General features: G+C 56.0%; 26 protein-coding genes. 18 read left to right on the top strand and 8 right to left on the bottom strand.

The window, feature by feature from the left end; genetic code table 11:
• Positions 1-132: 132 nt before the first annotated feature.
• Positions 133-360 (bottom strand): hypothetical protein, encoded by a 228-nt coding sequence (locus tag AWU74_RS14640; protein ID WP_238580312.1) that lies wholly within the window; start codon positions 358-360, stop codon positions 133-135.
• A gap of 102 nt (positions 361-462) precedes the next feature.
• Between AWU74_RS14640 and AWU74_RS14635 the strand changes: the two genes are divergently transcribed.
• A complete protein-coding gene (locus AWU74_RS14635; protein WP_006019302.1) occupies positions 463-1053 on the top strand; it encodes a hypothetical protein in 591 nt (196 codons plus the stop codon).
• A gap of 12 nt (positions 1054-1065) precedes the next feature.
• Here AWU74_RS14635 and ku read toward each other — a convergent pair whose 3' ends face one another.
• A complete protein-coding gene (gene ku, locus AWU74_RS14630) occupies positions 1066-1905 on the bottom strand; it encodes a non-homologous end joining protein Ku (protein WP_006019301.1) in 840 nt (279 codons plus the stop codon).
• A 230-nt stretch (positions 1906-2135) separates the two neighbouring features.
• Between ku and AWU74_RS14625 the strand changes: the two genes are divergently transcribed.
• The 3 genes from AWU74_RS14625 to AWU74_RS14615 are packed head-to-tail and all read left to right on the top strand — an operon-like array spanning position 2136 to position 3444.
• A complete protein-coding gene (locus tag AWU74_RS14625) occupies positions 2136-2336 on the top strand; it encodes a hypothetical protein (protein WP_202966309.1) in 201 nt (66 codons plus the stop codon).
• A complete protein-coding gene (locus AWU74_RS14620; RefSeq protein WP_059369398.1) occupies positions 2336-2749 on the top strand; it encodes a hypothetical protein in 414 nt (137 codons plus the stop codon). Before AWU74_RS14625 ends, AWU74_RS14620 begins: the two co-directional genes overlap by 1 nt.
• Positions 2749-3444: an SOS response-associated peptidase gene (locus tag AWU74_RS14615; protein ID WP_062329212.1), complete on the top strand. Its 696-nt coding sequence runs from the start codon at positions 2749-2751 to the stop codon at positions 3442-3444. The genes AWU74_RS14620 and AWU74_RS14615 overlap by 1 nt, the downstream gene beginning before the upstream one ends.
• A gap of 345 nt (positions 3445-3789) precedes the next feature.
• On the opposite strand, the gene AWU74_RS14610 is transcribed toward AWU74_RS14615, so the two are convergent.
• The gene (locus tag AWU74_RS14610) at positions 3790-4017 is read right to left on the bottom strand and encodes a DUF6894 family protein (protein WP_006019296.1); all 228 of its coding nucleotides are present in this window, start codon (positions 4015-4017) and stop codon (positions 3790-3792) included.
• Positions 4018-4052: 35 nt separating this feature from the next.
• On the opposite strand from AWU74_RS14610, the gene AWU74_RS14605 reads away from it, so the two are divergent.
• The 4 genes from AWU74_RS14605 to AWU74_RS14590 all read left to right on the top strand — a co-directional run bounded on the left by AWU74_RS14605 (position 4053) and on the right by AWU74_RS14590 (position 12428).
• Positions 4053-4202: a hypothetical protein gene (locus AWU74_RS14605; protein ID WP_162481874.1), complete on the top strand. Its 150-nt coding sequence runs from the start codon at positions 4053-4055 to the stop codon at positions 4200-4202.
• Between the two features lie 345 nt (positions 4203-4547).
• Positions 4548-4766: a hypothetical protein gene (locus AWU74_RS14600; protein ID WP_059369396.1), complete on the top strand. Its 219-nt coding sequence runs from the start codon at positions 4548-4550 to the stop codon at positions 4764-4766.
• 115 nt (positions 4767-4881) lie between these two features.
• Entirely contained in the window at positions 4882-11190 is a 6309-nt protein-coding gene (locus AWU74_RS14595) for a HAMP domain-containing protein (protein WP_162505186.1), read from the top strand.
• Positions 11175-12428, top strand: coding sequence for a response regulator (locus tag AWU74_RS14590; protein ID WP_202966463.1), 1254 nt, complete (start codon positions 11175-11177; stop codon positions 12426-12428). The genes AWU74_RS14595 and AWU74_RS14590 overlap by 16 nt, the downstream gene beginning before the upstream one ends.
• 890 nt (positions 12429-13318) lie before the next feature.
• Here the strand turns inward: AWU74_RS14590 and AWU74_RS14585 are convergent.
• The 4 genes from AWU74_RS14585 to AWU74_RS14570 form a co-directional block, all read right to left on the bottom strand.
• Positions 13319-13585 (bottom strand): hypothetical protein, encoded by a 267-nt coding sequence (locus AWU74_RS14585; RefSeq protein WP_059369827.1) that lies wholly within the window; start codon positions 13583-13585, stop codon positions 13319-13321.
• A gap of 453 nt (positions 13586-14038) precedes the next feature.
• Positions 14039-14230: a hypothetical protein gene (locus AWU74_RS14580; RefSeq protein ID WP_162505185.1), complete on the bottom strand. Its 192-nt coding sequence runs from the start codon at positions 14228-14230 to the stop codon at positions 14039-14041.
• Positions 14231-14781: 551 nt separating this feature from the next.
• Positions 14782-15231, bottom strand: coding sequence for a BLUF domain-containing protein (locus AWU74_RS14575; protein ID WP_498067508.1), 450 nt, complete (start codon positions 15229-15231; stop codon positions 14782-14784).
• 49 nt (positions 15232-15280) lie between these two features.
• Complete coding sequence (locus AWU74_RS14570) at positions 15281-15997, bottom strand: EAL domain-containing protein (RefSeq protein WP_238580313.1); 717 nt, start codon at positions 15995-15997, stop codon at positions 15281-15283.
• Between the two features lie 1004 nt (positions 15998-17001).
• Between AWU74_RS14570 and folE the strand changes: the two genes are divergently transcribed.
• The 9 genes from folE to AWU74_RS14525 all read left to right on the top strand — a co-directional run bounded on the left by folE (position 17002) and on the right by AWU74_RS14525 (position 22130).
• Complete coding sequence (gene folE / locus AWU74_RS14565; RefSeq protein WP_062329222.1) at positions 17002-17604, top strand: GTP cyclohydrolase I FolE; 603 nt, start codon at positions 17002-17004, stop codon at positions 17602-17604.
• A 173-nt stretch (positions 17605-17777) separates the two neighbouring features.
• A complete protein-coding gene (locus tag AWU74_RS14560) occupies positions 17778-18374 on the top strand; it encodes a sigma-70 family RNA polymerase sigma factor (RefSeq protein WP_062329219.1) in 597 nt (198 codons plus the stop codon).
• Positions 18371-19027, top strand: a complete 657-nt coding sequence (locus tag AWU74_RS14555; RefSeq protein ID WP_062329200.1) for a ChrR family anti-sigma-E factor — start codon at positions 18371-18373, stop codon at positions 19025-19027. Before AWU74_RS14560 ends, AWU74_RS14555 begins: the two co-directional genes overlap by 4 nt.
• A gap of 9 nt (positions 19028-19036) precedes the next feature.
• Positions 19037-19444, top strand: coding sequence for a DUF2177 family protein (locus AWU74_RS14550; RefSeq protein WP_062329198.1), 408 nt, complete (start codon positions 19037-19039; stop codon positions 19442-19444).
• A gap of 23 nt (positions 19445-19467) precedes the next feature.
• Positions 19468-20118 (top strand): RNA polymerase sigma factor, encoded by a 651-nt coding sequence (locus AWU74_RS14545; RefSeq protein WP_062329195.1) that lies wholly within the window; start codon positions 19468-19470, stop codon positions 20116-20118.
• Between the two features lie 49 nt (positions 20119-20167).
• Complete coding sequence (locus AWU74_RS14540; RefSeq protein ID WP_498067507.1) at positions 20168-20704, top strand: pyridoxal-phosphate dependent enzyme; 537 nt, start codon at positions 20168-20170, stop codon at positions 20702-20704.
• The gene (locus AWU74_RS14535) at positions 20701-21369 is read left to right on the top strand and encodes a pyridoxal-phosphate dependent enzyme (protein WP_498067506.1); all 669 of its coding nucleotides are present in this window, start codon (positions 20701-20703) and stop codon (positions 21367-21369) included. The genes AWU74_RS14540 and AWU74_RS14535 overlap by 4 nt, the downstream gene beginning before the upstream one ends.
• Positions 21370-21472: 103 nt before the next feature.
• Positions 21473-21859 carry a response regulator gene (locus tag AWU74_RS14530; RefSeq protein WP_111835187.1) on the top strand — a complete coding sequence of 129 codons (387 nt, stop codon included), beginning with the start codon at positions 21473-21475 and terminating at the stop codon, positions 21857-21859.
• A 55-nt stretch (positions 21860-21914) separates the two neighbouring features.
• Positions 21915-22130: a hypothetical protein gene (locus AWU74_RS14525; protein WP_062329192.1), complete on the top strand. Its 216-nt coding sequence runs from the start codon at positions 21915-21917 to the stop codon at positions 22128-22130.
• A 335-nt stretch (positions 22131-22465) separates the two neighbouring features.
• Here the strand turns inward: AWU74_RS14525 and AWU74_RS14520 are convergent, their stop codons facing one another.
• Complete coding sequence (locus AWU74_RS14520) at positions 22466-23365, bottom strand: LysR family transcriptional regulator (protein ID WP_062329190.1); 900 nt, start codon at positions 23363-23365, stop codon at positions 22466-22468.
• Positions 23366-23573: 208 nt separating this feature from the next.
• Here AWU74_RS14520 and AWU74_RS14515 point away from each other — a divergent pair, with 208 nt between their 5' ends.
• Positions 23574-24803, top strand: a complete 1230-nt coding sequence (locus tag AWU74_RS14515; RefSeq protein ID WP_202966462.1) for a proton-conducting transporter transmembrane domain-containing protein — start codon at positions 23574-23576, stop codon at positions 24801-24803.
• Positions 24804-25041: the final 238 nt, after the last annotated feature.

The following is a 25041-nucleotide window of genomic DNA, read 5'->3' as shown; positions in this document are numbered from 1 at the left end:
AGCTGAGGCCTTCCGCTGTAACGTAATTGGGATACTCCGACACGATACGGTCGGGCAGTTCATCAACGGCGTCGGACTCTTTTACAAAGGCTCTGCTCATGACTGCTAATTCCACCGCGGACGTTGCGTTCCCTAATCCGCAGATTTCAACCTTCGCATCGTAAATTCGATCTCGTCGCCGGGGAGCTCACGCCAGGTTTCAACCTCCGACATGTATGCCTGTTTGGGGTATTCATCGAGGAATGCCCTTGCCGTCTGGCGGGCTTTTTCTCGAGGCTGGGTGAACGTCTCCCGGACGTAGCCGTCGTCCCGGCCGGCGAGCTTCCGGCCTGCCCTTTGCTCGGCCATCCGGTTCGACAATTCCCGCGGCGTTCTTGGACCGGGCATCACGATACTCCACATGCGATAGTTCTTAGGTAATCATCTGTTGGTGGATTTGGAGTCCGAGCCGGGAGCGTTGGCATGCCTAGAAAGCTCAAAACTTACCAGACATCGATGGGCTTTTTCGATCTGGCCGTAGCCGCCCCCTCGATGAAAGCAGCATTGGAGGCCTGGGGATCCAAGAACAACTTATTCCACCAGGGTTTTGCGCAAGAGGTGGATGATATCGACGTCGTCGCCGCAACAATGAAAAGGCCCGGCGTAGTGCTGAAGCGCCCTGTTGGATCTGATGGGCCCTTCTTAGAGCAGGCGGACCTCCCGGCATCGCTTCCAGCCCACAAGCGGGGCTCGCGAAAGCCCCCTTCGACGCCAATTAAGCGCGGGCGCGCTCTGGATGACAAGGCAGCCCGAGAGGCCGCAAAGGAATACGAACGGGAAGAACGGAAGCGAGATCGGGAACGGGCCAAACTTGAAGCTGAACGTGCGCGTCGCGAGCGAGCCATCTCCAAAGTCGAGGCCCAAAGAGAAAAAGCAAAGCGAGATCATGAGAACCGGCTTCGCGAGATGGAAACCGAGCGCGCGGCGCTTGATCGACGTTTCGAGGCTGAGGAGCTTCGCTGGAAAAGGCAGATGGAGAAGTTTCAGAACGAATTGAAACACGCGCGGAAGTGAACGCCAAGCTTGCTAAGCCGCCTTTCGTTTCCGTCCGCCGGAACGCCTCCGTTTTGCGCGCGGTGCGGCACTCTTCCTGCCCTTCAAACTCTGTTTAAGGGCCTCCATTAAGTCGATCACGTTGCCACGATCTTCCTTCTCTTCAGGCACCTCTATTGTCTTCCCCGCCGCCTTCCGCTTTACCAGGGCCTTTAACGCCGCCTCGTACTTGTCCTTGAACTTGCCCGGGTTAAATTTAGAGGCTTTGGTATCGAGGATGTGAGAAGCCAGTTTGACCATATCTTTAGATACCCGCGGACTGGGAATGTCGTCGAAATAATCTTCCTCATCTCGCAGTTCATACGGATAGCGTAGTGTTGTGCCTAATAGACCTTTTCCCAATGGCTTTAGCGCAATGATGTGCTCTCGATTGGAAAGGACGACCCGCGCCAGCGCAACTCTTTCTTTCTGCTTCATGGCATCACGGATCACAACAAACGCATCCGCGCCTTCTTTTCCGCTCGGGACGATGTAATACGGTTTGTCCAGATACCGCTCATCGATATCTTCGGCAGGCACAAAGTCGTCAATCTCTATGGTGTGAGTGCTCTCAAGCTTGATCGCGTCGAGCTCATCATCGTCTATCTCGACGTAGCGGCCCTTTGAAAGCTCGTACCCCTTTCCCTTGTGTTCCTTATCAACCACCCGCCCCGTGCGCTCATCGACCATCTGCTGTCTAAGCCGATGGCCGGTCTTGGTGTTGATTTGGTGAAAGTGGGTTTTTTCGGATTGCGTTGAAGCAGGATATAGAGCGATTGGACAAGTTACGAGCGAGAGCTTCAGAGAGCCCTTCCAATAAGCACGCAGCGCCATGCGAATCTCCTAGATAATGCACGGCAACGAGTTTAGTCGCCCCCGCGTTCCACATTTGGGATTCATCCTGCGGCCCTCGCCCCTGGCGGCGCGGCGCCGAAGGATGCCAGTAGGACAAGCTCAAGCAGATCGATCTCGTTCCATCCCCCGACCAGCTGTACGACCTCACGCTTCCACAACCACATCTAGGACTATTTACCTGCGCCCTCGCGTGCGCTTGAATGTCCTTCATGAAAATCTCGTTCTTCCGACGCACCAAGTCCCGCTGCCCCCACGACAAGGCTGTGGACGACTTCGCCCGCGTAGTCGACGAGACAGGCATTCTGAGGGCTCAGCAGCGCATCGACGAGGCAGCGGCGATCATCGGTAAGGACAGCGCGCCGACGTCCGAAGACGTCGATCGCCTTGGCAAACTGCTTGGTGGTCCGTAATGGGATCGAAGTCGCGGGAATATCTATTCGGCAGTTCCATACGCGCGGCCGCGGAGCGCGCAGCAGAAGCGCGCCTGAAGGCTGATCGGCTCGCCTGTGAGGCCTGGACACTTCGGATGCTGGGCTATCACGGCCCGGCCCAACCCTCCCCGACGCTCGGTGACGCCCTGAACGCGGGCTTTCGGTATCTTGAAGTGAAGTGCCTGGGCTGCGAGATGCACAGCACGGTGGACCTGACAATCGTCCGGCAGCCGAAGGAAACTCCGATCCACGAGCTTGAGCGGTGGATGCGCTGCCAGGATTGCTCGAAGGTTCGAGGTTACCCATATAAGCGAAGCCATCTTGTGGCACTCCGTCCCACCAAGATTTCAGCCAATGACCCGCCGTCACATGGCTATCCCGGAGAACGCTGATGTGCGGCCGCGCTCGCCTCGCTGACGACTGGTCGGAAATCAAAATCCGGCTGAAGTTCGATTCAGACGCCCCGGCGCCGAACTACGAGTACAACCATAATCTCGCGCCGACGGAGCGCATGATGACCGCGATCCGATCGGAAGACGGGAAGCGGACGCCGCGGATGATGAAGTGGGGACTTATCCCCTCGTGGGCGAAGGATACGAAGCTTCAGTACTCGACGATCAATGCCCGCTCGGAAGAGTTCACGACGAAACCAGCGTTTAAGGACGCATGGAAGCGCGGGCAGCGCTGCCTGTGCGTGATGACCAATTTCTACGAATGGAAGAAACTCGACGGGAAGGGCAAGGAGAAACAGCCCTACGCCATCTTCATGGCCGGCCGAAAGCCGATGGTCATGGCCGGCCTCTGGTCAACCTGGCGCGATCCGCTGAACGGTGAAGAGGTGCTGAGTTGCACGATCCTCACCTGCGGGCCGAATAACGCCATGGCCGAGATCCACAATCGCATGCCCTGCATCCTGGGCGAAAGCGACTGGGCAAAGTGGCTGGGCGAAGAGTCCGCGAGCAACGACGAACTGCTGGCGCTGCTGGCGCCCTGCCCCGACGAATGGCTCGAGATATTCCCGGTCGATAAGAAGGTGGGAAATGTCAGGAATAAGGGGCCTGAACTGATCCTACCAGTGACGAGCTAATGATCGTGAGCAAGCATCGGCTTGACGCTGCCTTATTTTGCGATTTCGGTTTTTTTCAGCGCCGCACTTCGGGCACTGATAATCGATCCGGTAAAAAACCTAGATGAATGGTCTTTATGACCATTGCGCGCGGAGGCTTTTACTTGGGACAAGTAACAGGCGCGCCATACGCCCGGTCGTCGGTTAGCATGCGGCCTCACCGCAATAAAGAGCTCAATGCTCTCAGTCACCGACACCTACCAGGGCGAGCGGTAATGTTCCAATTTGCGCCTTGCCGGAGAGAACGCGAATCCCTTAATCACCGGCAGCTGTGGCGTTATTAATCCCTTTACCTGCCCCTCACATCTACCTTTTTTCGGCGTTGACGCGAATCTCCCAAAGAGGGTTTTGAAACTCATCGGTTACTTCCATGCGCCAGTCCCGGCCCGGTTTCAGCTTGCCATCGAGGTTTTTGATCATCTCGCCGGCGGTACGGGTCGCCTCGACCCAAGCCGCATCCTGGTCCGGCAATTCCTCCCCCACGTCGTCCCAATAAACACGATCGTGGAATATGTTAAAATGATAACGAGGCACTGCTCCGTCTCCTTCCTAAAGGAGACAAATCGACTGTGGTAAGAAAGTTCAGCTCCGCCGCCGCGATTCTGAACGATAAAGCGAACGCCTCGGAGCGGCTCTACCTTTCGGGAATGATGGGTTTCAATGTTTGGCAATCAGCCGCTGCGCGCTTCGTCCTCAACAACCAAAATAATCAGCAGTAGGGTCCCCTTGCCATCTCAGCAGATTTGCCGTGGTGTAATAGCGCCCGGTGTCCTGAAGCTCCCCAAACAAATTGACCAACGCAAGCGCAATAGCGAGACAATCAATGCATCGGCTGGTTCACGTACCAGCGGCAATGTGATCTATTGATGGACGTGGTGCGCAAAAGCCTGAAAGGCGCACCTACTTGTAATTCCATCGTTGCTGATTTTGCTGATCATCCTGCTTCGCTAACGCTTGAATGGCCTTACCGGTGATCGGGCAAGGCCATTTCTCTTTGAGAGATCCAAACGCACGACGGCTGCACGGCCCCTCCAGAGAGGGTTGGCTTATACCACCCGGCAAAGATGGCGAAGGGCGCCGAGCAAGCGTGCGGGAAAGTACTTTTGGCCCGGGTGCCGTCGGACAATTCTCATATTTTGCGCGAACAAAATTTAAGCGCGCTTCTTGTTCCGGCCATGGAACCATATCCTGGAACGAAAGTTTCCGGAATCGTTCAGATTGTGAGTCGGGCCGCGGTGATGTTGCCCACCTCGTCTGCAGCATTTATTCCTACAGAATTGTAATGCTCCACGTTGATCGGTGTCTCTCGCAATGAATGGGAAGTGCCGGAATGAAGGACGATTGCCGTCAGCCACGGATCGCTGCATGTTATGTCGCGATCGCATTTACCGGTGACCCATGAGCGAAACGACGATCCCGAGAAATCGCAAGAAACCCTTGGCCATCGCAAGAGGGAACGGGGAGGCCAGAGACCTAATTGACGATGCCGCGGCAATGCGTTCGCGGCAGCTTCTCGCGGCGATGGTGGCATTTCGGGATGGCGACTTCTCGGTGCGCTTACCGAGAGATTGGCCCGGCACGGATGGACGAATAGCCGAGGCTTTCAACCAAACCCTCGCACACCAGGGCCGGATCACTGGAGAGGTGGCGCGGCTAAGCGGGACGGTCGGCAAAGAGGGGCGCCTCAGGCAGCGCATGACCCTGCCCGGTGCGATCGGCGGATGGGCTGAGCAGGCCGACTCTATCAACACCCTCCTGGACGATCTGGTGCGGCCTACCACCGAGGTGGCGCGCACCATTGGGGCCGTGGCAAAGGGTGACCTTGGGCAGTCCATGGAACTGGAGGTAGACGGGCGGCCGCTTAAAGGCGAATTCTTGCGGTCGGCTAATCTCGTCAACACCATGATCGAGCAGCTTTCTGTGTTCACCTCCGAGGTGACACGGGTGGCGCGCGAAGTGGGTACCGAGGGCAAGCTTGGAGGCCAAGCCCAGGTCAAGGGTGTGTCCGGTGTTTGGAAGGAACTCACCGAGTCGGTCAACCACATGGCCGGAAACCTAACCGCACAGGTCCGCAATATTGCCGATGTGACAACCGCCGTCGCGCGAGGCGATCTGTCGCGTAAAATCACGGTCGATGTAAAAGGCGAAATCCTCGCGCTTAAGAACACCATCAACACGATGGTGGATCAGCTCAATGGTTTCGCGGCGGAAGTCACGCGCGTGGCGCGCGAAGTCGGCACCGAGGGCAAACTCGGCGGCCAGGCTGCCGTGCCCGGCGTTGCAGGTACCTGGAAGGACCTCACCGACAATGTCAACTTCATGGCGTCGAATCTCACCGGTCAAGTCCGCAACATCGCCGAAGTCACCACCGCCGTGGCGCGCGGCGATCTGTCCAAAAAGATCACCGCCGACGTGCGGGGCGAAATTCTGGAAGTGAAGAATACCATCAACACGATGGTGGATCAGCTCAATGGCTTTGCGTCCGAAGTCACCCGTGTGGCGCGCGAAGTTGGCACCGAAGGCAAACTCGGCGGTCAGGCTGTGGTGCCTGGCGTCGCCGGCACCTGGAAGGATCTCACCGACAACGTCAACTCGATGGCGTCGAACCTGACCGGCCAGGTCCGCAATATCGCGGATGTGGCAACCGCCGTGGCCAACGGCGATCTGTCGCGCAAGATCACCGTCGATGTGAAGGGCGAGATTCTTGAGCTGAAAATTACTCTCAATACGATGGTCGATCAGCTTAACGCTTTCGCGGGCGAAGTCAGCCGCGTAGCGCGCGAGGTCGGCACCGAAGGCAAGCTTGGCGGACAAGCGGCGGTCGAAGGCGTGGCCGGCACCTGGAAGGACCTCACCGACAACGTCAACTCGATGGCCAACAACCTGACCGGTCAGGTTCGCAACATCGCCGAAGTGGCGACAGCTATCGCCGAAGGTGACCTTTCCTCGAAGATTACCGTCGAAGTGAAGGGCGAAATTCTCGCACTCAAGAACACCATGAACACGATGGTGGATCAGCTCAATAGCTTCGCGGCGGAAGTCACGCGCGTGGCGCGTGAAGTCGGCACCGAAGGCAAACTCGGCGGTCAGGCTGTGGTGCCAGGCGTCGCCGGAACCTGGAAGGACCTCACCGACAGCGTCAACTTCATGGCGTCGAATCTCACCGGTCAAGTCCGCAACATCGCCGAAGTCACCACCGCCGTGGCGCGCGGCGATCTGTCCAAAAAGATCACCGCCGACGTGCGGGGCGAAATTCTGGAAGTGAAGAATACCATCAACACGATGGTGGATCAGCTCAATGGCTTTGCGTCCGAAGTCACCCGTGTGGCGCGCGAAGTTGGTACCGAAGGCAAACTCGGCGGTCAGGCTGTGGTGCCTGGCGTTGCCGGCACCTGGAAGGATCTCACCGACAACGTCAACTCGATGGCAAATAACCTGACAGGTCAGGTCCGCAACATCGCCGAGGTCACCATTGCTGTTGCGAACGGCGACCTTTCAAAAAAGATCACCGCCGACGTCCGCGGCGAGATCCTGGAAGTGAAGGAAACGATCAACACGATGGTCGATCAACTTCGCTCGTTCGCCGCTGAGGTGAGCCGCGTCGCACGCGAAGTCGGCACTGAAGGCAAGCTCGGCGGTCAGGCGCAGGTACCCGGCGTGGCCGGCACCTGGAAGGATCTCACCGACAACGTCAACTCGATGGCCAACAACCTGACAGGTCAAGTTCGCAACATCGCGGACGTCGCCACCGCCATCGCGCGCGGCGATCTGAGCCGCAAGATCACGGTGGACGTGAAAGGCGAGATTCTGCAGCTGAAGGAAACCATGAACACGATGGTTGATCAGCTCTCAGCCTTCGCGTCCGAAGTTACCCGCGTCGCACGCGAAGTGGGCACCGAAGGCAAACTTGGCGGCCAAGCTGCGGTGCCCGGCGTCGCGGGCACTTGGAAGGACCTCACCGATAACGTCAACTACATGGCCTCAAACCTCACCGGTCAGGTCCGTAACATCGCCGAGGTCACCATTGCGGTCGCCAGCGGCGACCTGTCGAAGAAAATTACGGTCGACGTGCGCGGTGAAATTCTCCAGCTCAAGGAAACCATCAACACGATGGTTGAGCAGCTTCGTTCTTTCGCATCGGAAGTGACACGCGTCGCCCGTGAGGTCGGCACCGAAGGCCGGCTCGGAGGTCAGGCCGCCGTTCCGGGAGTAGCCGGCACCTGGAAGGACCTGACCGACACGGTCAACGGTCTCGCCAACAATCTGACAACACAGGTGCGCAATATCGCGGAAGTCACTACGGCAGTGGCGCGCGGCGATCTCAACCGCAAGATCACGGTAGATGTGAAGGGCGAGGTTCTGGAACTGAAGAACACCATCAACACGATGGTCGATCAGCTCAACCTGTTCGCCGGCGAGGTCACACGCGTGGCGCGTGAGGTCGGCACCGAAGGCAAGCTCGGAGGTCAGGCCCAGGTCCGCGGCGTGGCCGGTACCTGGAAGGATCTGACCGACAGTGTCAACTTCATGGCCTCCAACCTGACGGACCAGGTTCGCGGCATCGTGAAGGTGGTGACCGCTGTCGCCAACGGCAACCTGAGCCAGCGGCTCACCGTGCAGGCGAAGGGCGAGGTCGCGGCCCTCGGCGAAACCATCAACAATATGACCGACACACTCGCGACGTTTGCAGACCAGGTGACGAACGTGGCGCGGGAGGTCGGCGTAGAAGGAAGATTAGGCGGCCAGGCTAACGTCCCTGGCGCCGCAGGCACATGGAAGGATCTCACCAGCAACGTCAACTTGCTCGCGGCAAATCTGACTACTCAGGTTCGCGCAATTGCCGAGGTCGCCACCGCTGTCACCAAGGGCGATCTCACGCGCACGATTCAGGTCGAGGCTCGCGGCGAAGTCGCCGAGCTGAAAGACAACCTCAACACGATGATCGCCAACCTGCGCGATACGACCGAAAGTAATCGGCAACAAGACTGGCTGAAGACCAACCTTGCCAAATTTACCAATATGCTTCAGGGCCAGCGACAACTCAGCACGGTGGGAGATATCCTTTTGAGCGAGCTGGGTCCGCTGGTCAAAGCCTATCAGGGCACGATCTATCACCTCGACAGCGATGAAGAAAACACCAAGCTCAAGCTGCTTTCGAGTTATGCGCGCGGCGGCGTCCGGCCACGCGAAACCATCGACCTCGGCGAGGGCCTGGTGGGCCAATCCGCTATCGAAAAGAAGACGATCCTGCTGGGAGACGTGTCACCGGATTATCTCACGATCTCGTCCAGCCTTGGCAAGGCTACACGCGTGAGCGTGGTGGTGCTGCCGGTTCTGTTCGAGGGACAGACCAAGGCTGTGATCGAACTGGCAACGCTGCAGCCGTTCACCGAAGTCGACCTCGCATTCCTGGAACAACTGACCCTAAGCCTTGGCGCAGTCTTCAACACTATCGAAGCGACCATGCGCACCGAAAGGCTACTGACCCAATCGCAACAACTGACCGCCGAACTGCAGTCGCGCCAGATCGAGCTGCAGCAGACCAACGAGGAACTGGGGACGAAGGCAAAGCTGCTCGCAGATCAAAATGCGGAGGTCGAGCGAAAGAACGCGGAGGTCGAGCAGGCGCGCTTTGCACTGGAAGAAAAAGCCATCGAACTTGCGCTTACCTCGAAGTACAAGTCCGAATTCCTGGCCAATATGTCTCACGAACTGCGGACACCGCTCAATTCGATCCTGATACTCAGTCAACAGCTTGCTGAGAACGTGCCGGGCAACCTATCGGACAAGCAGATCGAGTTCTCCCGCAACATTAATTCGTCAGGCTCCGACCTTCTGAACCTGATCAACGACATTCTCGATCTGTCGAAAATCGAATCGGGTACGGTTACCGTCGAAGTTGAGGAAATTCCGTTTGATCGCCTGCGCGACAATATCGAACGCAACTTCCGTCATGTCGCAGAAGCGAAGAGCCTGCCCTTTAAAATTGATTTCGCAGCCGATCTTCCCCGTTTGATAGAAAGCGACGACAAGCGCCTCCAGCAAATTCTCAAGAACCTACTCTCCAACGCCGTGAAATTTACCGCACGCGGGCATGTCCATGTCCGTGCTGAACTCGTGACCCAGGGCTGGAGTACAGACCATCCCGTCCTGAGCAAGGCCGAGAAAGTTGTCTCCTTTTCCGTGGAAGACACCGGTATCGGTATTGCGCCCGACAAGCAGCGACTCATCTTTGAAGCTTTCCAGCAGGCAGACGCTGGCACCTCGCGCAGATACGGTGGCACCGGACTTGGCCTCGCGATCAGCCGCGAGCTAGCGACCCTGCTGGGGGGAGAAATTAAGCTCACCAGCATCTACGGCCAGGGAAGCACCTTTACGCTGTTCCTGCCCGTCCAGTTCCCCGGCCGCGACAGCTCCCAAAATGTGGTTGCTGACGGATCCGCGGTCCGCGCGCCGGTTTCCCGCGAACTCATCGTCATGCCGGTCGGGCGGGAAGAGCATATCGACGATGATCGCGACATCATCGAAAGAAATGATACCGTACTGCTCATCATCGAGGACGACCCCCACTACGCTCGCATTCTCCTTGGACTGGCTCACGACAAAGGCTTTAAAGGCATCGTTGCGACCAGAGGCGCGACCGGGCTTTCCCTGGCCCGGCAATTCCGCCCGGCAGCCATTTCTCTCGATATATTTCTGCCAGACATGCTGGGCTGGACGCTGCTCAATCAACTCAAGCTCGACCCGACGACGCGGCACATACCGGTGCAGATCGTTACACTGGACGAGGAGCGCCAGCATGGTCTTTCCCATGGCGCATTTTCCTATCTCATCAAGGAGCCTACCACGTCCTCACTGGAGACGGCGCTCGACCGCCTCAAGAACTTCACGCTCACGCGCACAAAGCGCCTTCTGGTGATTGAAGACAACGATATCGAACGGCAGTCCATTGTAGAACTGCTGGGTTATAACGACATCGAGCTTGTAACCGCGCCGAGTGGAGAAACGGCGCTACAAGCCATGCGGGAGCAGCACTTCGATTGCGTCGTGCTCGATCTGCGACTACCCGACATGACCGGCTTTGAGCTGCTAAAGAAGCTGCATGCCGATCCAGCGTTGGCAACCGTGCCGATCGTCGTTTTTACCGGCAAGAACTTGACGATTGACGAGCAGCTTGAACTCAAGACGATGGCAAAGAGCGTCGTTCTGAAAGATGTGGAGTCACCGGAGCGCCTGCTGGATGAAACCGCGTTGTTTCTTCATCGGGTGATAACCGACCTGCCGCCAGAGAAACAGGCGATGCTCAGCCGGCTTCACGGGTCGAACGAAATTCTGCAGAAACGCAAAGTGCTCATTGTCGACGACGATGCCCGAAACATCTTCGCACTCACATCCCTGCTCGAAAATCACGACGTGGATGTCGTGAGTACAACCAACGGTAAAACCGCCATTGAGATCGTACAGAAGACTCCCGACATCAGTCTCGTCCTGATGGATATCATGATGCCGGAAATGGACGGCTACGAGACGATTCGCGAGATTCGCAAAATTCCTGACTTTCATACGCTTCCGATACTCGCGCTCACAGCGAAGGCGATGAAAGGCGATCGCGAGAAGTGTCTTGAAGCCGGCGCCAGCGACTACATTTCAAAACCAGTAAATACAGATCAGCTTCTTTCGTTGATGCGTATATGGCTGCACCGTTGAAGCATGAGCAAACGCAGATGAACCTGCCATCGGCTACCAGCGGTTACGTGGAAGAAGCAACGCTGACTGACAGCGATACGACGGCCCGTCCAGCTTCGACGAGCCCGGAGACCAGCGACCTCATCAATATATTGATCGTCGACGACGAACCGAGAAATCTCACGGTCCTGGAAAGCGTATTGGACGCGCCGCGTTATCGGCTGGTTCGAGCGGAGTCCGCCGAGCAGGCTCTTCTGTCGCTGCTGGCCGACGAATTTGCGGTCCTGATCCTCGATGTCCGCCTGCCCGGCCTGACCGGCTTCGAACTGGCCCAGATGATCAGGGAGCGCAAGAAAAACGCAGAGATACCCATCATATTTCTCACGGCCTATTATAATGAAGACCAGCATGTGATCGAAGGCTACGATAGCGGAGCCGTCGACTATCTGCACAAGCCAATCAACCCGGCTATCCTTCGGTCAAAAGTTGCGGTGCTGGTCGAGCTTTATCTGAAACAGCGTGAGCTCGAAAACGCGAACCGCGCGCTCATGGCTGAGGTCGCCGAGCGGCGTCTCGCCCAGCAGCAACTTTACGAACTTAACAATACCCTTGAGCAAAGGGTGCTGGAGCGCACCGAGGCTCACAAGCGTTCCGAGGAACAAGTTCGCCTACTGATGAATGAAGTTAATCATCGTTCAAAGAACATCCTCAGCGTCGTGATGGCCGTCGCCCAGCAGACGGTCGCCTCAAACTCTAGTGATTTTCTTCTTCGCTTCTCCAGCCGGATTCAGGCTCTGGCGGTGAACCACGACTTGCTGGTGGTCGGTCAGTGGAAATGCGTCGATGCGTCGGATCTCGTTCGCGGACAACTCGCGCATTTTGCCGAGCTGATCGGGCAAAGGATCACGGTTGAAGGCCCCAGGCTTCGCCTGGCGCCTTCAGCTGCTCAGTCTGTTGGTATGGTGGTCCACGAGCTCTCGACAAACGCGGTCAAGCACGGTGCTTTGTCAGTTGAGAATGGTCGCGTTGAAATCTCATGGCGCCTTGACGGAGACGCCGGCAGCGAGAATTTCACAATGAGCTGGGTTGAGAAAGGCGGTCCACCTGTTGCGCGCCCAGCCAATCGTGGCTTTGGCACAACTGTTATCACGAAAATGACTGAGATGAGTCTGGGCGGAAAAGTTGAGCTTAGCTATGCATCAACAGGGCTGATCTGGCGACTTAGTTGTCCAGCGAAAAATGTTCTTGAGGCGACGTAACCGTCCCGACTGATCCTAGCTTCCGAGCGTCCACTCTTCAGCGAGCAAGAAGACTGCTTTCCACTTCAGTTTGGATCAGGATCGCATCTCCAAGCGATGACTAACGTCGCGTACTTGCGTAACCACTGAACGCATTCATTGCACGCCAACTAGTTGGAAGTCGTTATCCGGACCCACCAATTTCATTCGCTGCAAGGTGTGAGCTGTTCGGGAAAACGCCGGGCGGAGCCCGGCAATGGAACTCGCAAGATTCGGAAATTTTTAATTAGTCCAGGGGCATCATAGCCTCAGTATATTCACGAGTGCGCGATGTCGTCGATCCAGCTTAAGCGCGTCTGTAACGGCTTTCTCTGTGCCTGCTATTCCGGAGTTGCGCTTCTCGGGGCAAGCCTGCTTCTGTTTATGCTGCGCTGAACCATGCAGATCAATCGCAGACTCGTCGTTTATGGGTACATGGCCGCGGCAACCATTATCGTCGTGGTCGCGATCAAGATGTTCAGCTAAGCCGCCGTCTTTTAGCCGGCAATGACCGACGGATTTTTTCGATGCTGATTACCGAAGCGCCGCGCGTTTGAAATTGAAGTCCCCCTGTCATAACGGCGGGACGAAACTGACAAGCCGATAGACAGGTTTCGGAGTAACGACCAGTTCGTTTGACGTGAAGTGGGACGACTAAGGATCATTGTGGCATCTTATGCCCTCGTCTCTTGCTCCATGATCTGGGCGATGAAGCTAACGCGACGCGAGAAACGGTCGAGCCGAGCGATGATGAGTTTCGCGTTTTCGCGTTTGGCCAGGGCGAGCGCTTCAGTTCAATGCGGTTACCCGCCTTACCCGGGGCAGGTCCTGCGAGAGTCACGCCGAGATCTTAAGCCTTTGCGACACCCGTTTTACGACGCTTTCCACTCGGTCGAGTCCGCTAGTAAGCGGCCAAACGCTTCCTGAACGCGTTCAACTTCGGAATCTTCCGGGCATGTGTAGCGACCGGGACGCTCTTCATCGTCTAGGATCGGCAAGATCGCGTTTTCCAAATCATCCATTTCGGACTCGGCAAATTCGAACTCGTGCTCCGGAAACCTGCTAGACAGTTCCGTTAGCATGCGCTCGCCGATCTCAGTTGCTGTTTCCGGAGTCAGCATGAAAATGAAGATGCTCAAAAATATCTCCCATCCACTCAGTTACAATTTTGGTTGACGTTTGACTTGTGGTCGAATGCTTGGATCGGATCGTCGAAATCCTCGTAAGAAGCCGGGAAACCTCCTAAGCGGGCGTTTCCGTTATTGGCACGCCGCGGACGCCTGACCTTGCCTCTAAGGCACCTCGCTTAAATCTGGGATTGGATGACTTCTCGGTATCGAACGTGTGTTCGCCATATCCGTTGATCGGGGAAGACTGTGATGGCATGGCAGGCTGCACTATGCGGGTAGCCGTGGCTCAACGCTTCCTTGCGACGAGCCCCTTCTGTATTTGCCTTGGATACTCTTATTCCACCGGTCTAGGTCCGGCTTAGGCGCGTCTGGCTCGCCAGGGTTTTGTGATTTCTGTCCCGGACGCTCCCACGGCTTGTCGGTGCCTTTTGTTGGGGACGGATCGTTCTTCTGGTCCAAAACTTACGGCTCGCTATGAGAACCGTTCTTATTCGACATTTCTATTTCCTCCGTTGCATGGATTTCTTGGGCGAACGAACGAGGCGCGGGAAGGTTCCCCAGCGCTGGCTGCAACAAATCGGAAGCGTGACCGTGCCCGACTACCGGCTGGCTACGCCCGGCCGGAGTAGACGTAACCGGAAATGCCCCGCGCATGTCGGGCTGATTTCTGCTTTCGTTTCGGAACTGGAGTGGACGAGCGACGTTCGAATGGAAGCGGATGTACCCCTCCGGAAAGGCCCCCGTCGCTCCTACGTCATCCTGCGGCGGCGGTCCACGCGCCCTCGGGGCTTATCGTCGCCCCTAGCGCCGGGTGCTCGCGATCGATCCCGGGGTGCCGCGTATCACCCCTCCCAAGGAAGTCAGCAATGCCAGATAACAAGGGCAAAGGTATTGTTCGGACAGACAGAGGCGGAGAACAGCCAGCCGACAACAAACGGGCGCAGGCTGACAACAAAACCCTGCCAGGCCACCAGCAACGAGTCATCAAGGAAAAGCCCAAGGTGCGTGTGCCAAGCGAGAACGAGTTGCCAGGCGCACAAGATCGACGAGCGTCGGACCCTTGATCATGTCGTGAAACCGGGCCGATATTCTGACATAGCCACGGAAACTTCCGACGTCATCGTCAAGGCACATTCGGATTTGGCCGTCGTATCTTATGATACATAGATACAATCCATACCCCTAAAACGCCGCCTACACGCCTCTCATGTGGGGATCAAGACTGAAACCAACTGCTCTTCCAGAGTAACCATTTCAAGAATGTAACTTGAGAAGTTACAAGCATCCATTCTGGATGGATCAAATCCGCGATCAAGCCCGAAATTAGAGTTCACTTTCTCTGCGGTCTCCGTCTTTTCCGCGAGCCCCATGGACCATCGTTGGAATAATCGCCTATCCACGGCCGATGCTTCTACGATCACGATGTTACGATGGCGCGGATCTCTCGCTATCCTACAGAACAACTCTGATACTGCAGATCGATCTCCTTCAAGAACCTGGCCAAAGTAATCGCGATTAAACATAAGACCGCCCGTTATTCCGCGGTCTTGATTATTGGCTCCCGCGGTCCGCACAATACTGCGAAGTTCGCTTTTATCAGGGCTAGCTGATCTTCTGATCAAGTTTGTACTGTAGTATGATAGACGAAACAGCATGGTCTGCATGTTCTTTCTAATCTTACAGATAGCTTACAGACAAAAACGATCAAATTGCATCGCTTATGTGGATCGGCTCGCCAAGCACGTGAACATCCGGCAGCGCCATCAGAGCTGGCTTGGCAAAGTGATATCCCTGAAACAATGAGATGCCTGCAGCTCTTAAGACCACTAGCTCTTGTTCGTTCTCCACGCCCTCGGCGAGCACCTGAATATCGAGCGTACGGGCAATACCAACTATAGCCGCGACGATTGCTTGCTTGGCGCGGCTAAGATGGATGTCTCGCAGCAATTCCATATCAATCTTTATTAGGTCCGGCTGCCATCGTGCCAAAAGGCCAAGTCCGGAATATCCCGCGCCAAAATCGTCCAGCGCCGTCCAAAAGCCAAATTTGCGATAAGCATCTATGATCCGTTGCACGTGCGCAGGATCTGTCATCCTTTCGTTTTCCGTGAATTCGAACATCAAGTTTTTATGCGGGAAATGAGCTCGCTTAGCTGCGGCGAGAGACTTCTGGATGCACGCACTTGGCTCATAGACCGCATTCGGCATAAAATTGATCGATAGTCGCAAATCTCTTCCCGCGAACAATGCACCTGCCGTCTCGATCGCCATGACCCGGGAGGCCTGATCAAACTGGTACCGGATATGCTCATTCACTTGGTTTAGGACCGATAATGCGGACTCTCCATTTACGCCTCGCACGAGCGCTTCATACCCCCAGACACGTTGCGCAGAAAGATCGACAATGGGTTGGAAAGCCATCTTGAACTCAAAAGGGAGCGCCGTATCTTCGCGACATTTGCTGCATGCGGAACCCATTTTCTTTCCCCTTTATCCGCGCATTAAATCAGCAGATTAAATTGGATCTGTTGATCGAGCGTTAATGTACTTCGCCATTTTAATAGCGCGAGTCGTTAGGTACGAAGACGGCATCAATAATATCATCAACTAGCGGCGCGCTACCATTAATGGCGTCAGCAAAAACTGGACGCTCGATTGCGAAGCATTTCGAGCCTATTTAGCCCAATTGTCTTTGCATCTAGAGGGCGGTTAGGACGTGGATGATACCATTCGATTGTTTCACTTTGGGAATGGCGATTTTTGATAGGTCCGCCTTTGGTGTCAAAAATCGTAATGCGTCCACTCACGTTCTTTACGGTCAATAACTCGCCTTCCACACTAGAGAGCTGCTTGCCCTGGATAAGGCCAGCCTCCGCCAACTTTCAAGGAACGACGTAATAGGTAAGAATCTTCGTCAACGTTGACTTGTTCGCAGGGACCAGCGTTGCAGCAGTTCCCTTCGGAAGCTTTGCTAATGCAGGATTGGACCGTCGCCTCCGCGCGCCGTACCGGGATGCGGAGGCGAGAGAACCGTGAACGGACCAGCCCTCGATAACGTATAATACAAGCCCTGCGGCTTTTATCGCAGCAAGCTAGTGTTGGAAAGCGAAGCCTGACGCAGAAATCCTTCGGGCGATGCAGGCGGTTCCTCACCGCTCCCAAAGCGTCAATTCTTGTCACCAATCCAGCACTTAAGCAGCCATGTGGTCTATCGCCATACAAACCTAAACTTTTTGTCGCCAGCAGTGATCTGATTCCCTTGCGCCATCGTAAAAAGTTCTGCGTGGATCACGCAGCCGCCCCGCTGCCAGTTCACGCAAGTACTTTCCCCGGTCGTCGAGCCCCTCACGACCGGGGGATTCATTTTCCTGCCTTTCGGGCAGCAACTCCGCAGCCATATATTGCTCGGGCAAAGGGAGACGACCTTGACTATTCACTCCAAGCCCCCGGCCAACGAAACCGCCGCGCTATCTCAGGAAGAAGTCGAGGCCGCGTTCCGTACGATAATCCGTTGGGCAGGCGATGATCCATGTCGACCCGGATTAGTCGAAACGCCGTCAAGAGCGGCGCGGGCGTTTCGTGAATACTTTGTGGGGTATGACCAAGACCCTATTCAAATTTTGAACAAGACGTTCGATGAGACAGGCGGCTACGAGGAGATGGTCATTCTTCGGGGCATTTCATTCGAAAGTCACTGTGAGCACCATCTTGCGCCGATCGTCGGTCAAGCCTGGGTCGCGTATGTACCGAAGGGCCGCGTTGTCGGCCTGTCGAAACTTGCTCGCGTTGTAGAGGCATATGCCAAACGGCTCCAAATACAGGAACGCCTGACGTCTCAAATTGCATCAGCCGTCCAGGAAGTCTTGAGACCACAAGGTGTGGGAGTCGTGATCAAGGCTACGCATCATTGCATGTCGAGCCGCGGAATTCACAAGGTTGGTTCGGAAATGATCACGAGCTGTATGCTCGGCTGCTTCCGCGACAACGCGATCACTCGGCAAGAATTCTTGGCTATGGCAAACAAATGATCGCGTACCACACTAGCGTCGATCTTGCGCCATCCGACGTTTTGCGTTTCCGCCGGGGGTGTGCGAAACAATCCTATGCTACCCTATCGGGGCGATCCTGGCTAGGGAACCAACTATCGCAAAGCCTGCAGGTAGCCCTGGCCGGTATGGTTCGAAGAGATATCGAGAATAAAATGGTCGCAATTCGTCGATTGCAAAGCGACCCAAAAGCCGTTGCGATGGCGCTTTCCAAATCCATTGTTCGCATAGCCGAGACGAGAGACGAAGCATCATTCGAGATTGTGTTTCGACACTTTGCACCGAGGCTTAAATCGTACTTTTTACGACTTGGTGCAGACTCCTCACTGGCGGAAGAAATCACTCAGGAAGCATTGGTTCTTGTATGGCGTAATGCCGCTCAATTCGACCCATCAAAGGCGTCCGCATCTACCTGGGTGTTCACGATCGCTCGAAATCAGAGTGTTGATCGGTTTCGCCGAACCCGCAGGCCGGCTTTCGACCCAACCGATCCGGCCTTTGTCTCTGACGTCGAAGCAGGTCCAGATCAGCAGCTGGAAAGAGCGGAAACAGATCAACGGGTTCGTGAAGTCATGAGCGCGCTATCTGCGAACGAGAAGAACGTTCTGATGCTTTCATTCTACGAAAATCATTCGCACGGTGAAATTGCCAAACAACTTAACCTTCCTATAGGCACTGTAAAGTCCCGGATTCGGCTTGCATTTGCGAAAATTCGCGCTGCCCTCGACGCTGATAAGGGAGACGTCAGATGACGATCAGATTCCACCTTAGCGACGATCTTCTATTGAGCTATTCGTCGGGAACTCTGGATGAAGCATCTAGCCTGCTGGTCGCCACCCATCTGGCACTCTGCCCTTACTGTCGTACGCGCAACAGCTCTGCGGATTCTCTTGGCGGATATATGTTGGATACCATTTCGGAAACGGAGGTTTCTCCATCCTTGATGGACTCCGTGATTGCAAGAGTGCGTGATGAAAACAACAACGCGACGGCTCTAGCCCGTCCTACATTGGGAGCAGACTTTGTAATTCCAGAACCGCTCCGCAGCTACGTTGGTGGAGATTTATGCGATTTGAAGTGGGTACGCGTGGCCCCCCGCGTCCAGCAAATCATGATCAAAACTCCCGGGTGCGCGTCGCGGGCACGCCTTTTGCGTTTTCAAAGCGGTACAAGCGTGCCTGAGCACGGGCACCGCGGCCGCGAACTGACAATGGTCTTGACTGGGAGTCTTTGCGATCGCGAAAGAATGTTGTGCCGCGGCGATATTTCAGAGTCGGACGAGCACACGGAGCATCAACCCTATGCAGGCCCCGGTGAGAACTGCGTTTGCCTCGCAGTGACTGACGCTCCGCTACGCTTCAAGAGTGTGCTGGCGCGGTTGTTGCAGCCCCTTTTCGGAATATAGGAGCATCTTATGCTTCGGTACGCGGCCGCTTACTTCGCCACCGCAACGGTTTTCTTGGGAATTGATTTCGTCTGGCTTAGCCGCGCGACGAGCTTCTACAGACTTGAACTGGGAGATTTGCTCGCCGAGAAGCCAAACTTGATCATCGCGGGCTTCTTTTACGCGCTGTATGTCGCAGGCATTCTAGTGCTCGCGGTGTTGCCAGCGGAGAGAGACGGATCTTGGATTACCGCCTTACTGTTGGGAGGCGTTCTAGGACTCGTCGCCTACGGTACGTACGACTTAACCAATCTCGCTACTTTAAACGGCTGGTCTCTGAAGGTTGCTTTGGTTGACCTTGTTTGGGGAACGCTCCTGACCGCCGCTTCGTCTTTGGCAGGCTATGCGACCATAGCGCTTGTCTCCAAGAGCAATTGATTTCCATCAGAAGGTGCAGAGCAATGATCCAATTGACAACCGCCGAGGTGGAGACTGCACGGCTTCAGGGCCTGTTAAAAGCGAGCGCTGCTGGCGATCAGATTGCTTTCTCCCAGTTTTACGACCTCACGAAGCGCAAGCTTTTTGGGATCGCGATCTCCATTATGAAGCGCCCGGACTTGGCTGAAGAAGTTATTCAGGAAGCGTATGTCAAAATTTGGCGTCATGCTAGCAAGTACGACCCTGCCAAGAGCTCGCCAATTACCTGGACTGTTAAGATCGTCCGTAACCACGCGATTGATATCCTAAGACGAAAAGATGTTATCTTCGAGCCAAGCGACCAGACGATCCTCCGCCTATCGGATCATCGAGAAACTGCCCTCGACGCTCTTGAGGCCGCAGATAACCGTGGACACGCATTGGCCGCGCTCCGTTCTCTTACCCCTCACCAGCGCAGTTTAATCGTTGCTGCGTACATCCACGGCGAAAGCAGAGAGCAGCTGGCCACACGATACGGAGCACCCGTCGGCACAATAAAGATATGGCTTCACCATGCGCTTTTGCAGGTGCAGATGTCTGTCAACGGTCATCGACCACAAAGGCGCTTACAGCATCCTTTTGCAGCTGACGAGATAGCCGCAGGCTCAGTAACCGAAGCGTCCAGCGGAATCTGACTGTTCTGAGAACTTCCTGCGATACGCACACCTCTTTTGAGTTGAGTTAATGGTGATTGAACACGTGGAATCCTTGCGTTCAGGGCCCGATGACCGGGGACACTTTGGCTCGTTTGGTGGACGCTTCGTGCCTGAAACATTGATGCCGCTCGTCCTCCAACTGGAGAGTGTGTACCGCGAGGCGCGCCAGTGCGATCAGTTTCAGACCGAAATGGCTCTCTATCTCAAAAACTATGTCGGTAGACCCAGCCCATTATACTTTGCTGAACGGCTGACGCAGCACTGCAAGGGTGCAAAAATCTACTTTAAACGTGACGAGCTGAATCACACTGGTGCCCACAAGGTCAACAACGTGCTCGGTCAGATCCTGATCGCACGGCGCATGGGGAAAAAGCGAATTATTGCTGAAACCGGTGCTGGTATGCATGGCGTGGCAACTGCCACGTTATGCGCTCGTTTCGGGCTCCAATGCGTCATCTACATGGGATCTCTGGACGTTGAGAGACAGCAGACCAACGTCCTACGAATGAAAATTCTCGGCGCAGACGTCAGACCAGTTGAGACGGGCTCGAGAAAGACGCGATGAATGAAGCATTGCGTGATTGGGTCACTAATGTGGACGATACCTTCTACTGCATCGGCACCGTGGCAGGGCCTCATCCATATCCTGCGATGGTGCGAGATTTCCAATGCGTCATCGGAAAAGAGACGCGATTGCAAATGATCGAGGCTGAAGGCCGCCTTCCCGATTCATTGGTAGCATGCATTGGGGGCGGTTCTAATGCGATCGGCTTATTTCATCCATTTCTCGATGAGCCCACGGTTGAAATGTATGGCGTAGAGGCTGCGGGTCGTGGGCTCAAAAGTGGAATGAATGCAGCGTCCATCGCCAGGGGACGGCCCGGCGTTCTTCATGGAAATCGGACCCATCTGCTGATGGATGACGAGGGCCAGATCGAGAATGTGCACTCAATCTCGGCCGGTCTTGATTATCCGGGAGTAGGACCCGAACATGCATGGCTCGATGCCATCGGCCGCGTAAAGTACATCTCTGCAACGGACGACGAAGCTGTGTCCGCGCTTTATCTTTGCGCAGAGCTAGAAGGTATTATTCCAGCTCTCGAACCGGCACATGCCTTGGCAAGGGTCACGACCCTCGCTCCGCGAAAACAAAAAGAGCATTTGATGGTCGTCAATTTGTGCGGCCGCGGCGATAAAGACCTTCTGAGCATTGGGGGTATGAAAGCATGAACCACGCGTTCTTCAACCGCCGGCTCCCCGCGATTTCCGCTGTGACATTTCCCATTGGGCTGCGCAGGATTCTAGCGACCCAGGCCAGCCAGAAGGGTGCACCGTGAACGATGAAATACTCATCCTTGTCGTCGAGGACGAAATGCTACTTCAGGCGTTGTTGGAAGAAACCCTGAAAGACGGCGGATACGATGTAACAGTTGTTTCGACCGGCGAAGAAGCGATTAAACTGTTGGACGCGGATGAGCCGAAATATCGGGCTCTGGTCACTGACGTAAATCTTGGCCGAAAGGTCGATGGTTGGGATGTCGCGCGTCGTGCTCGCGAGATCAACGCAGATACTGGAATAGTCTACATAACCGGACACGGCGCCGCCGATTGGGCTTCGAGGGGCGTGCCAAATAGTATCGTGCTCACGAAGCCCTTCGCCCCAGCGCAGCTCATCACAGCTGTTTCGCAGTTGATAAACACCGGTCAGACCCCAACGTAGTAAGCTGATCAGAGGGATTAGACCTCGCGCTCAATCGCGCAAAGGACGCGAGCTTATGACGGACCAAATTGGCGATAAACCCTGGACTGATGAAGATCTAGCGCAATTGAAGAATCTCGTCGCTGACGGGTCCCCTATCGAACTGATTGCGATGGCACTCGGCCGTACAGAAGATGACATACGAGGAATAGTGGCAAAAGCTTTCGCGCTGGTGTCGCATATTCGAGGCCCTGCAGAATCAAAGTCGCATCCATTACTGGGGCGAGCCTGATGGATGTACGCTCAGCTCGCTCGCATAGCATCCCCTGCTGCAGGCGGGGCTTCTTTATGGGATAAAAGTCGGGGAGCACCCTTTGCTTAGCCATATCCATAATTGGTAAAACTTACGAGTTAAAGATCCGATCGCTGTACGATGCGACCGACCAGCAGAGCTGAAGCCTCGGCCCTCAAGGTGGCTGACAGGCACATTAACCGCCACCTGGTGTTCCGGGTGATCACCGAACGGACTGCGAATTTACCCCGGTGAAGACAGAGCAGTGTAGTCGTCGCATTCAACCGCTTCGATTAACGCGACGGTGTCATTCAGTACACCGTTGGGAGGCATGGTTATGCAGTTTTCGATATGGCTGCTTTGGCGACACCGAGTACATCGATCAAGAGCCGATTAGGAAAACGTCGTTTCTTCACAATCGCATAGAAGCGCTCAGTGAGCTTTGGGATCCTGCAGCGCTCTACAAGAATACCGGTTTCAAGTTCGTCACGCACGACAATTGGTGGCACTAACGTGACGCCCTCGCGCTCGCGCGCAAGCAGGCGCAGCATGGCCATGTCATCGACCTCGGCTAGGATAATCGGCCTGATCCCGGCCGTTTCCAGAATCCGGTCGAACGCGACGCGGATATCGCTATCGAGACTAGGCAGCAGCAGTGGCTCGGTGCGAAGGTCTTCCGGAAAACGGAACTTGCGTTTTCCCTTTTTTGCGCGGCCGATTAAGCTAACCGGCTGTTCGTTAAGCAGGTGGTTGCGGAGTGACGAGCGTGCGTCCTGCGGCGCCGCGCTGTTCGCCAGAACGACGTCGATGGTGTGAGACTCCAACTGAGCGAGAAGGTCGCGGATGTTGCCCGACCGAACGATCAACTCCACATCGGGACGACCGACCAACGGCCGAAGGAATTCGAGCTGGAAGTTTCGCGACAGCGTCGTGAGCGCCCCGACGCTGAGGACCTGACGGTTTGCCAACGGGCGACCTTGCAGAGTGCTCAACAGTTCGTCACCCGCTTTAAATACTGTATCGGCATAGTCGAGCGCGATCTGACCGGCCTCGGTCAGGATGAGTTTCTTGCCCACACGCTCGAAGAGCGGATGGCCCATCTGATGTTCCAGTTTCTGAATCTGAACCGACAGCGCCGACTGTGACAGGTTCATATGCTCGGCGGCCCGTGTGAGACTGCCCGCATGCGCGACCGCCCAGAAATAGTGAAGGTGGTTGAAATTAAGGCTTCTCATATCGTTCTATTTAAACGAACGATCTATTCACAACAATGAATTTTCTTCGCACTTGGCGTTCCCATAGACAAGTCCCCGAACCGAAGTGCGGTCGAAGGGGGCTATCTTGCAAACACATCTCTTGCCATTGCTGGCAGCAGTTCCGCTGCTCGTCAGCGCAGCGATTAGCTTCTCAAAGACAGGCCTGAGGCCAAATCACATACCCCTAATGGCCGAAGCCGCCGCACTCCTGGCGCTTGTTGCGGGCATTATTTCAACGGCCGGGCTGATCGTTTTTGGTCCTGGCGTAAGTTCCGTGATTGGCATTTACGGTGTCGGGTTGTCGGTCCGGCTGGACGCCGTCAGCGCCGCGATGGTCGTTCTGGTGACCTTCATTGGCTGGATCGTCATCCGCTACGCAGGGACCTATCTTGACGGCGAGAAACGACAAGGTTCTTTCACCGGCTGGCTCTGCCTCACGCTCGCCTCGGTGATGCTTCTCGTCACCGCGAACAATCTTTTCCAGCTGACCCTGGCCTGGATTGCCACCAGCATGTTTCTGCACCGACTACTGCTGTTTTATCCTGATCGCGCGGCTGGTCAGCGCGCGGCACGCAAAAAGTTTATCACCGCGCGCATAGGAGACATCGCGCTCATTGCCGCCGCTGCTCTGCTAGCAACAGCTTATGGCACGGCCGATATTGGCTCGATCCTCCAGAACGCCCGTGCGGGCGCAGGTGGAACGCTTGCGGGGGCGGCAGCAAGCCTGCTGGCTCTCACGGCGATTCTCAAGTCTGCCCAGTTTCCAACCCATGGCTGGCTGACCGAGGTTATGGAAACGCCTACGCCAGTGTCGGCGCTACTTCATGCGGGCGTGATCAATGCAGGCGGGTTCCTGCTGATACGCTTCGCTGACGTCATGCTACTCGCGCCCAGCATTCTCGCCATCCTCGTCATGATCGGCGGCTTCACAGCGATTTTCGGCAGCTTGGTCATGCTGACACAACCGGCGGTGAAGACATCGCTCGCATGGTCGACTGTCGCGCAGATGGGCTTCATGATTTTACAGTGCGGGCTGGCGCTCTTTCCCTTGGCGTTGCTGCACATCGTGGCGCACTCGCTCTACAAAGCTCACGCCTTCCTCTCCTCCGGCGGTGCTGTCGAAAGGGTTGCCGCGATCCAAAGGCCAGGACCTGTCGCGATCCCCCGCGCTAGGGCGGTTGGTCGGGCCTTTATGGCTGCGCTCATCATCTACCTCCTCGTTGGGCTCGGTTTCGGGCTGACCCATAAGTCACCACAGGCCATCGCGCTCGGCGCCATTCTGATTTTCGGCGTCGCTTACATGCTGGCACAGGGGTTTGCCGACGCGGCGCCTGAGGCCCTTACCCGGCGCACGGCGGTCTACGCCGTGGCGACCTCCTTAGGTTACTTCGCGCGCAAGCCGGCGGTCGCAGGGTGATAGGCCCAGAGCGGGAACATGGCCTGAACGATTGCGACAAGACCAAAGCTGATGACCGCGAGCACGATAAGCAACCATTGAAGCGCCCCCGGGGTTGGTGCGGCCGGCAGGATGCCCGCGGGTAGCGAGGTCGCGGCGGTCCGCCGCGCGCAGGAACCTCAGGAGGTCGCCACGGCGTAGACCGCCGTGCGCCGGGTAAGGGCCCCAGGCGCCGCCTCGGCGAACCCCCGGGCCCACC

The sequence above is a fragment of the Treponema endosymbiont of Eucomonympha sp. genome, from assembly GCF_001028545.1.
This window is presented reverse-complemented; position numbering and strand designations above follow the sequence as displayed.

Coding starts and splice junctions, on each gene's coding strand:
- AWU74_RS14635 (WP_006019302.1), top strand. CDS start 463: ATGCCTAGAAAGCTCAAAACTTACCAGACATCGATGGGCTTTTTCGAT.
- ku (WP_006019301.1), bottom strand. CDS start 1,905: ATGGCGCTGCGTGCTTATTGGAAGGGCTCTCTGAAGCTCTCGCTCGTA.
- AWU74_RS14625 (WP_202966309.1), top strand. CDS start 2,136: ATGAAAATCTCGTTCTTCCGACGCACCAAGTCCCGCTGCCCCCACGAC.
- AWU74_RS14620 (WP_059369398.1), top strand. CDS start 2,336: ATGGGATCGAAGTCGCGGGAATATCTATTCGGCAGTTCCATACGCGCG.
- AWU74_RS14615 (WP_062329212.1), top strand. CDS start 2,749: ATGTGCGGCCGCGCTCGCCTCGCTGACGACTGGTCGGAAATCAAAATC.
- AWU74_RS14600 (WP_059369396.1), top strand. CDS start 4,548: ATGGCGAAGGGCGCCGAGCAAGCGTGCGGGAAAGTACTTTTGGCCCGG.
- AWU74_RS14595 (WP_162505186.1), top strand. CDS start 4,882: ATGAGCGAAACGACGATCCCGAGAAATCGCAAGAAACCCTTGGCCATC.
- AWU74_RS14590 (WP_202966463.1), top strand. CDS start 11,175: ATGGCTGCACCGTTGAAGCATGAGCAAACGCAGATGAACCTGCCATCG.
- AWU74_RS14580 (WP_162505185.1), bottom strand. CDS start 14,230: ATGCGCGGGGCATTTCCGGTTACGTCTACTCCGGCCGGGCGTAGCCAG.
- AWU74_RS14575 (WP_498067508.1), bottom strand. CDS start 15,231: ATGCTGTTTCGTCTATCATACTACAGTACAAACTTGATCAGAAGATCA.
- AWU74_RS14570 (WP_238580313.1), bottom strand. CDS start 15,997: ATGGCTTTCCAACCCATTGTCGATCTTTCTGCGCAACGTGTCTGGGGG.
- AWU74_RS14560 (WP_062329219.1), top strand. CDS start 17,778: ATGGTCGCAATTCGTCGATTGCAAAGCGACCCAAAAGCCGTTGCGATG.
- AWU74_RS14555 (WP_062329200.1), top strand. CDS start 18,371: ATGACGATCAGATTCCACCTTAGCGACGATCTTCTATTGAGCTATTCG.
- AWU74_RS14550 (WP_062329198.1), top strand. CDS start 19,037: ATGCTTCGGTACGCGGCCGCTTACTTCGCCACCGCAACGGTTTTCTTG.
- AWU74_RS14545 (WP_062329195.1), top strand. CDS start 19,468: ATGATCCAATTGACAACCGCCGAGGTGGAGACTGCACGGCTTCAGGGC.
- AWU74_RS14540 (WP_498067507.1), top strand. CDS start 20,168: ATGGTGATTGAACACGTGGAATCCTTGCGTTCAGGGCCCGATGACCGG.
- AWU74_RS14535 (WP_498067506.1), top strand. CDS start 20,701: ATGAATGAAGCATTGCGTGATTGGGTCACTAATGTGGACGATACCTTC.
- AWU74_RS14525 (WP_062329192.1), top strand. CDS start 21,915: ATGACGGACCAAATTGGCGATAAACCCTGGACTGATGAAGATCTAGCG.
- AWU74_RS14520 (WP_062329190.1), bottom strand. CDS start 23,365: ATGAGAAGCCTTAATTTCAACCACCTTCACTATTTCTGGGCGGTCGCG.
- AWU74_RS14515 (WP_202966462.1), top strand. CDS start 23,574: ATGGCCGAAGCCGCCGCACTCCTGGCGCTTGTTGCGGGCATTATTTCA.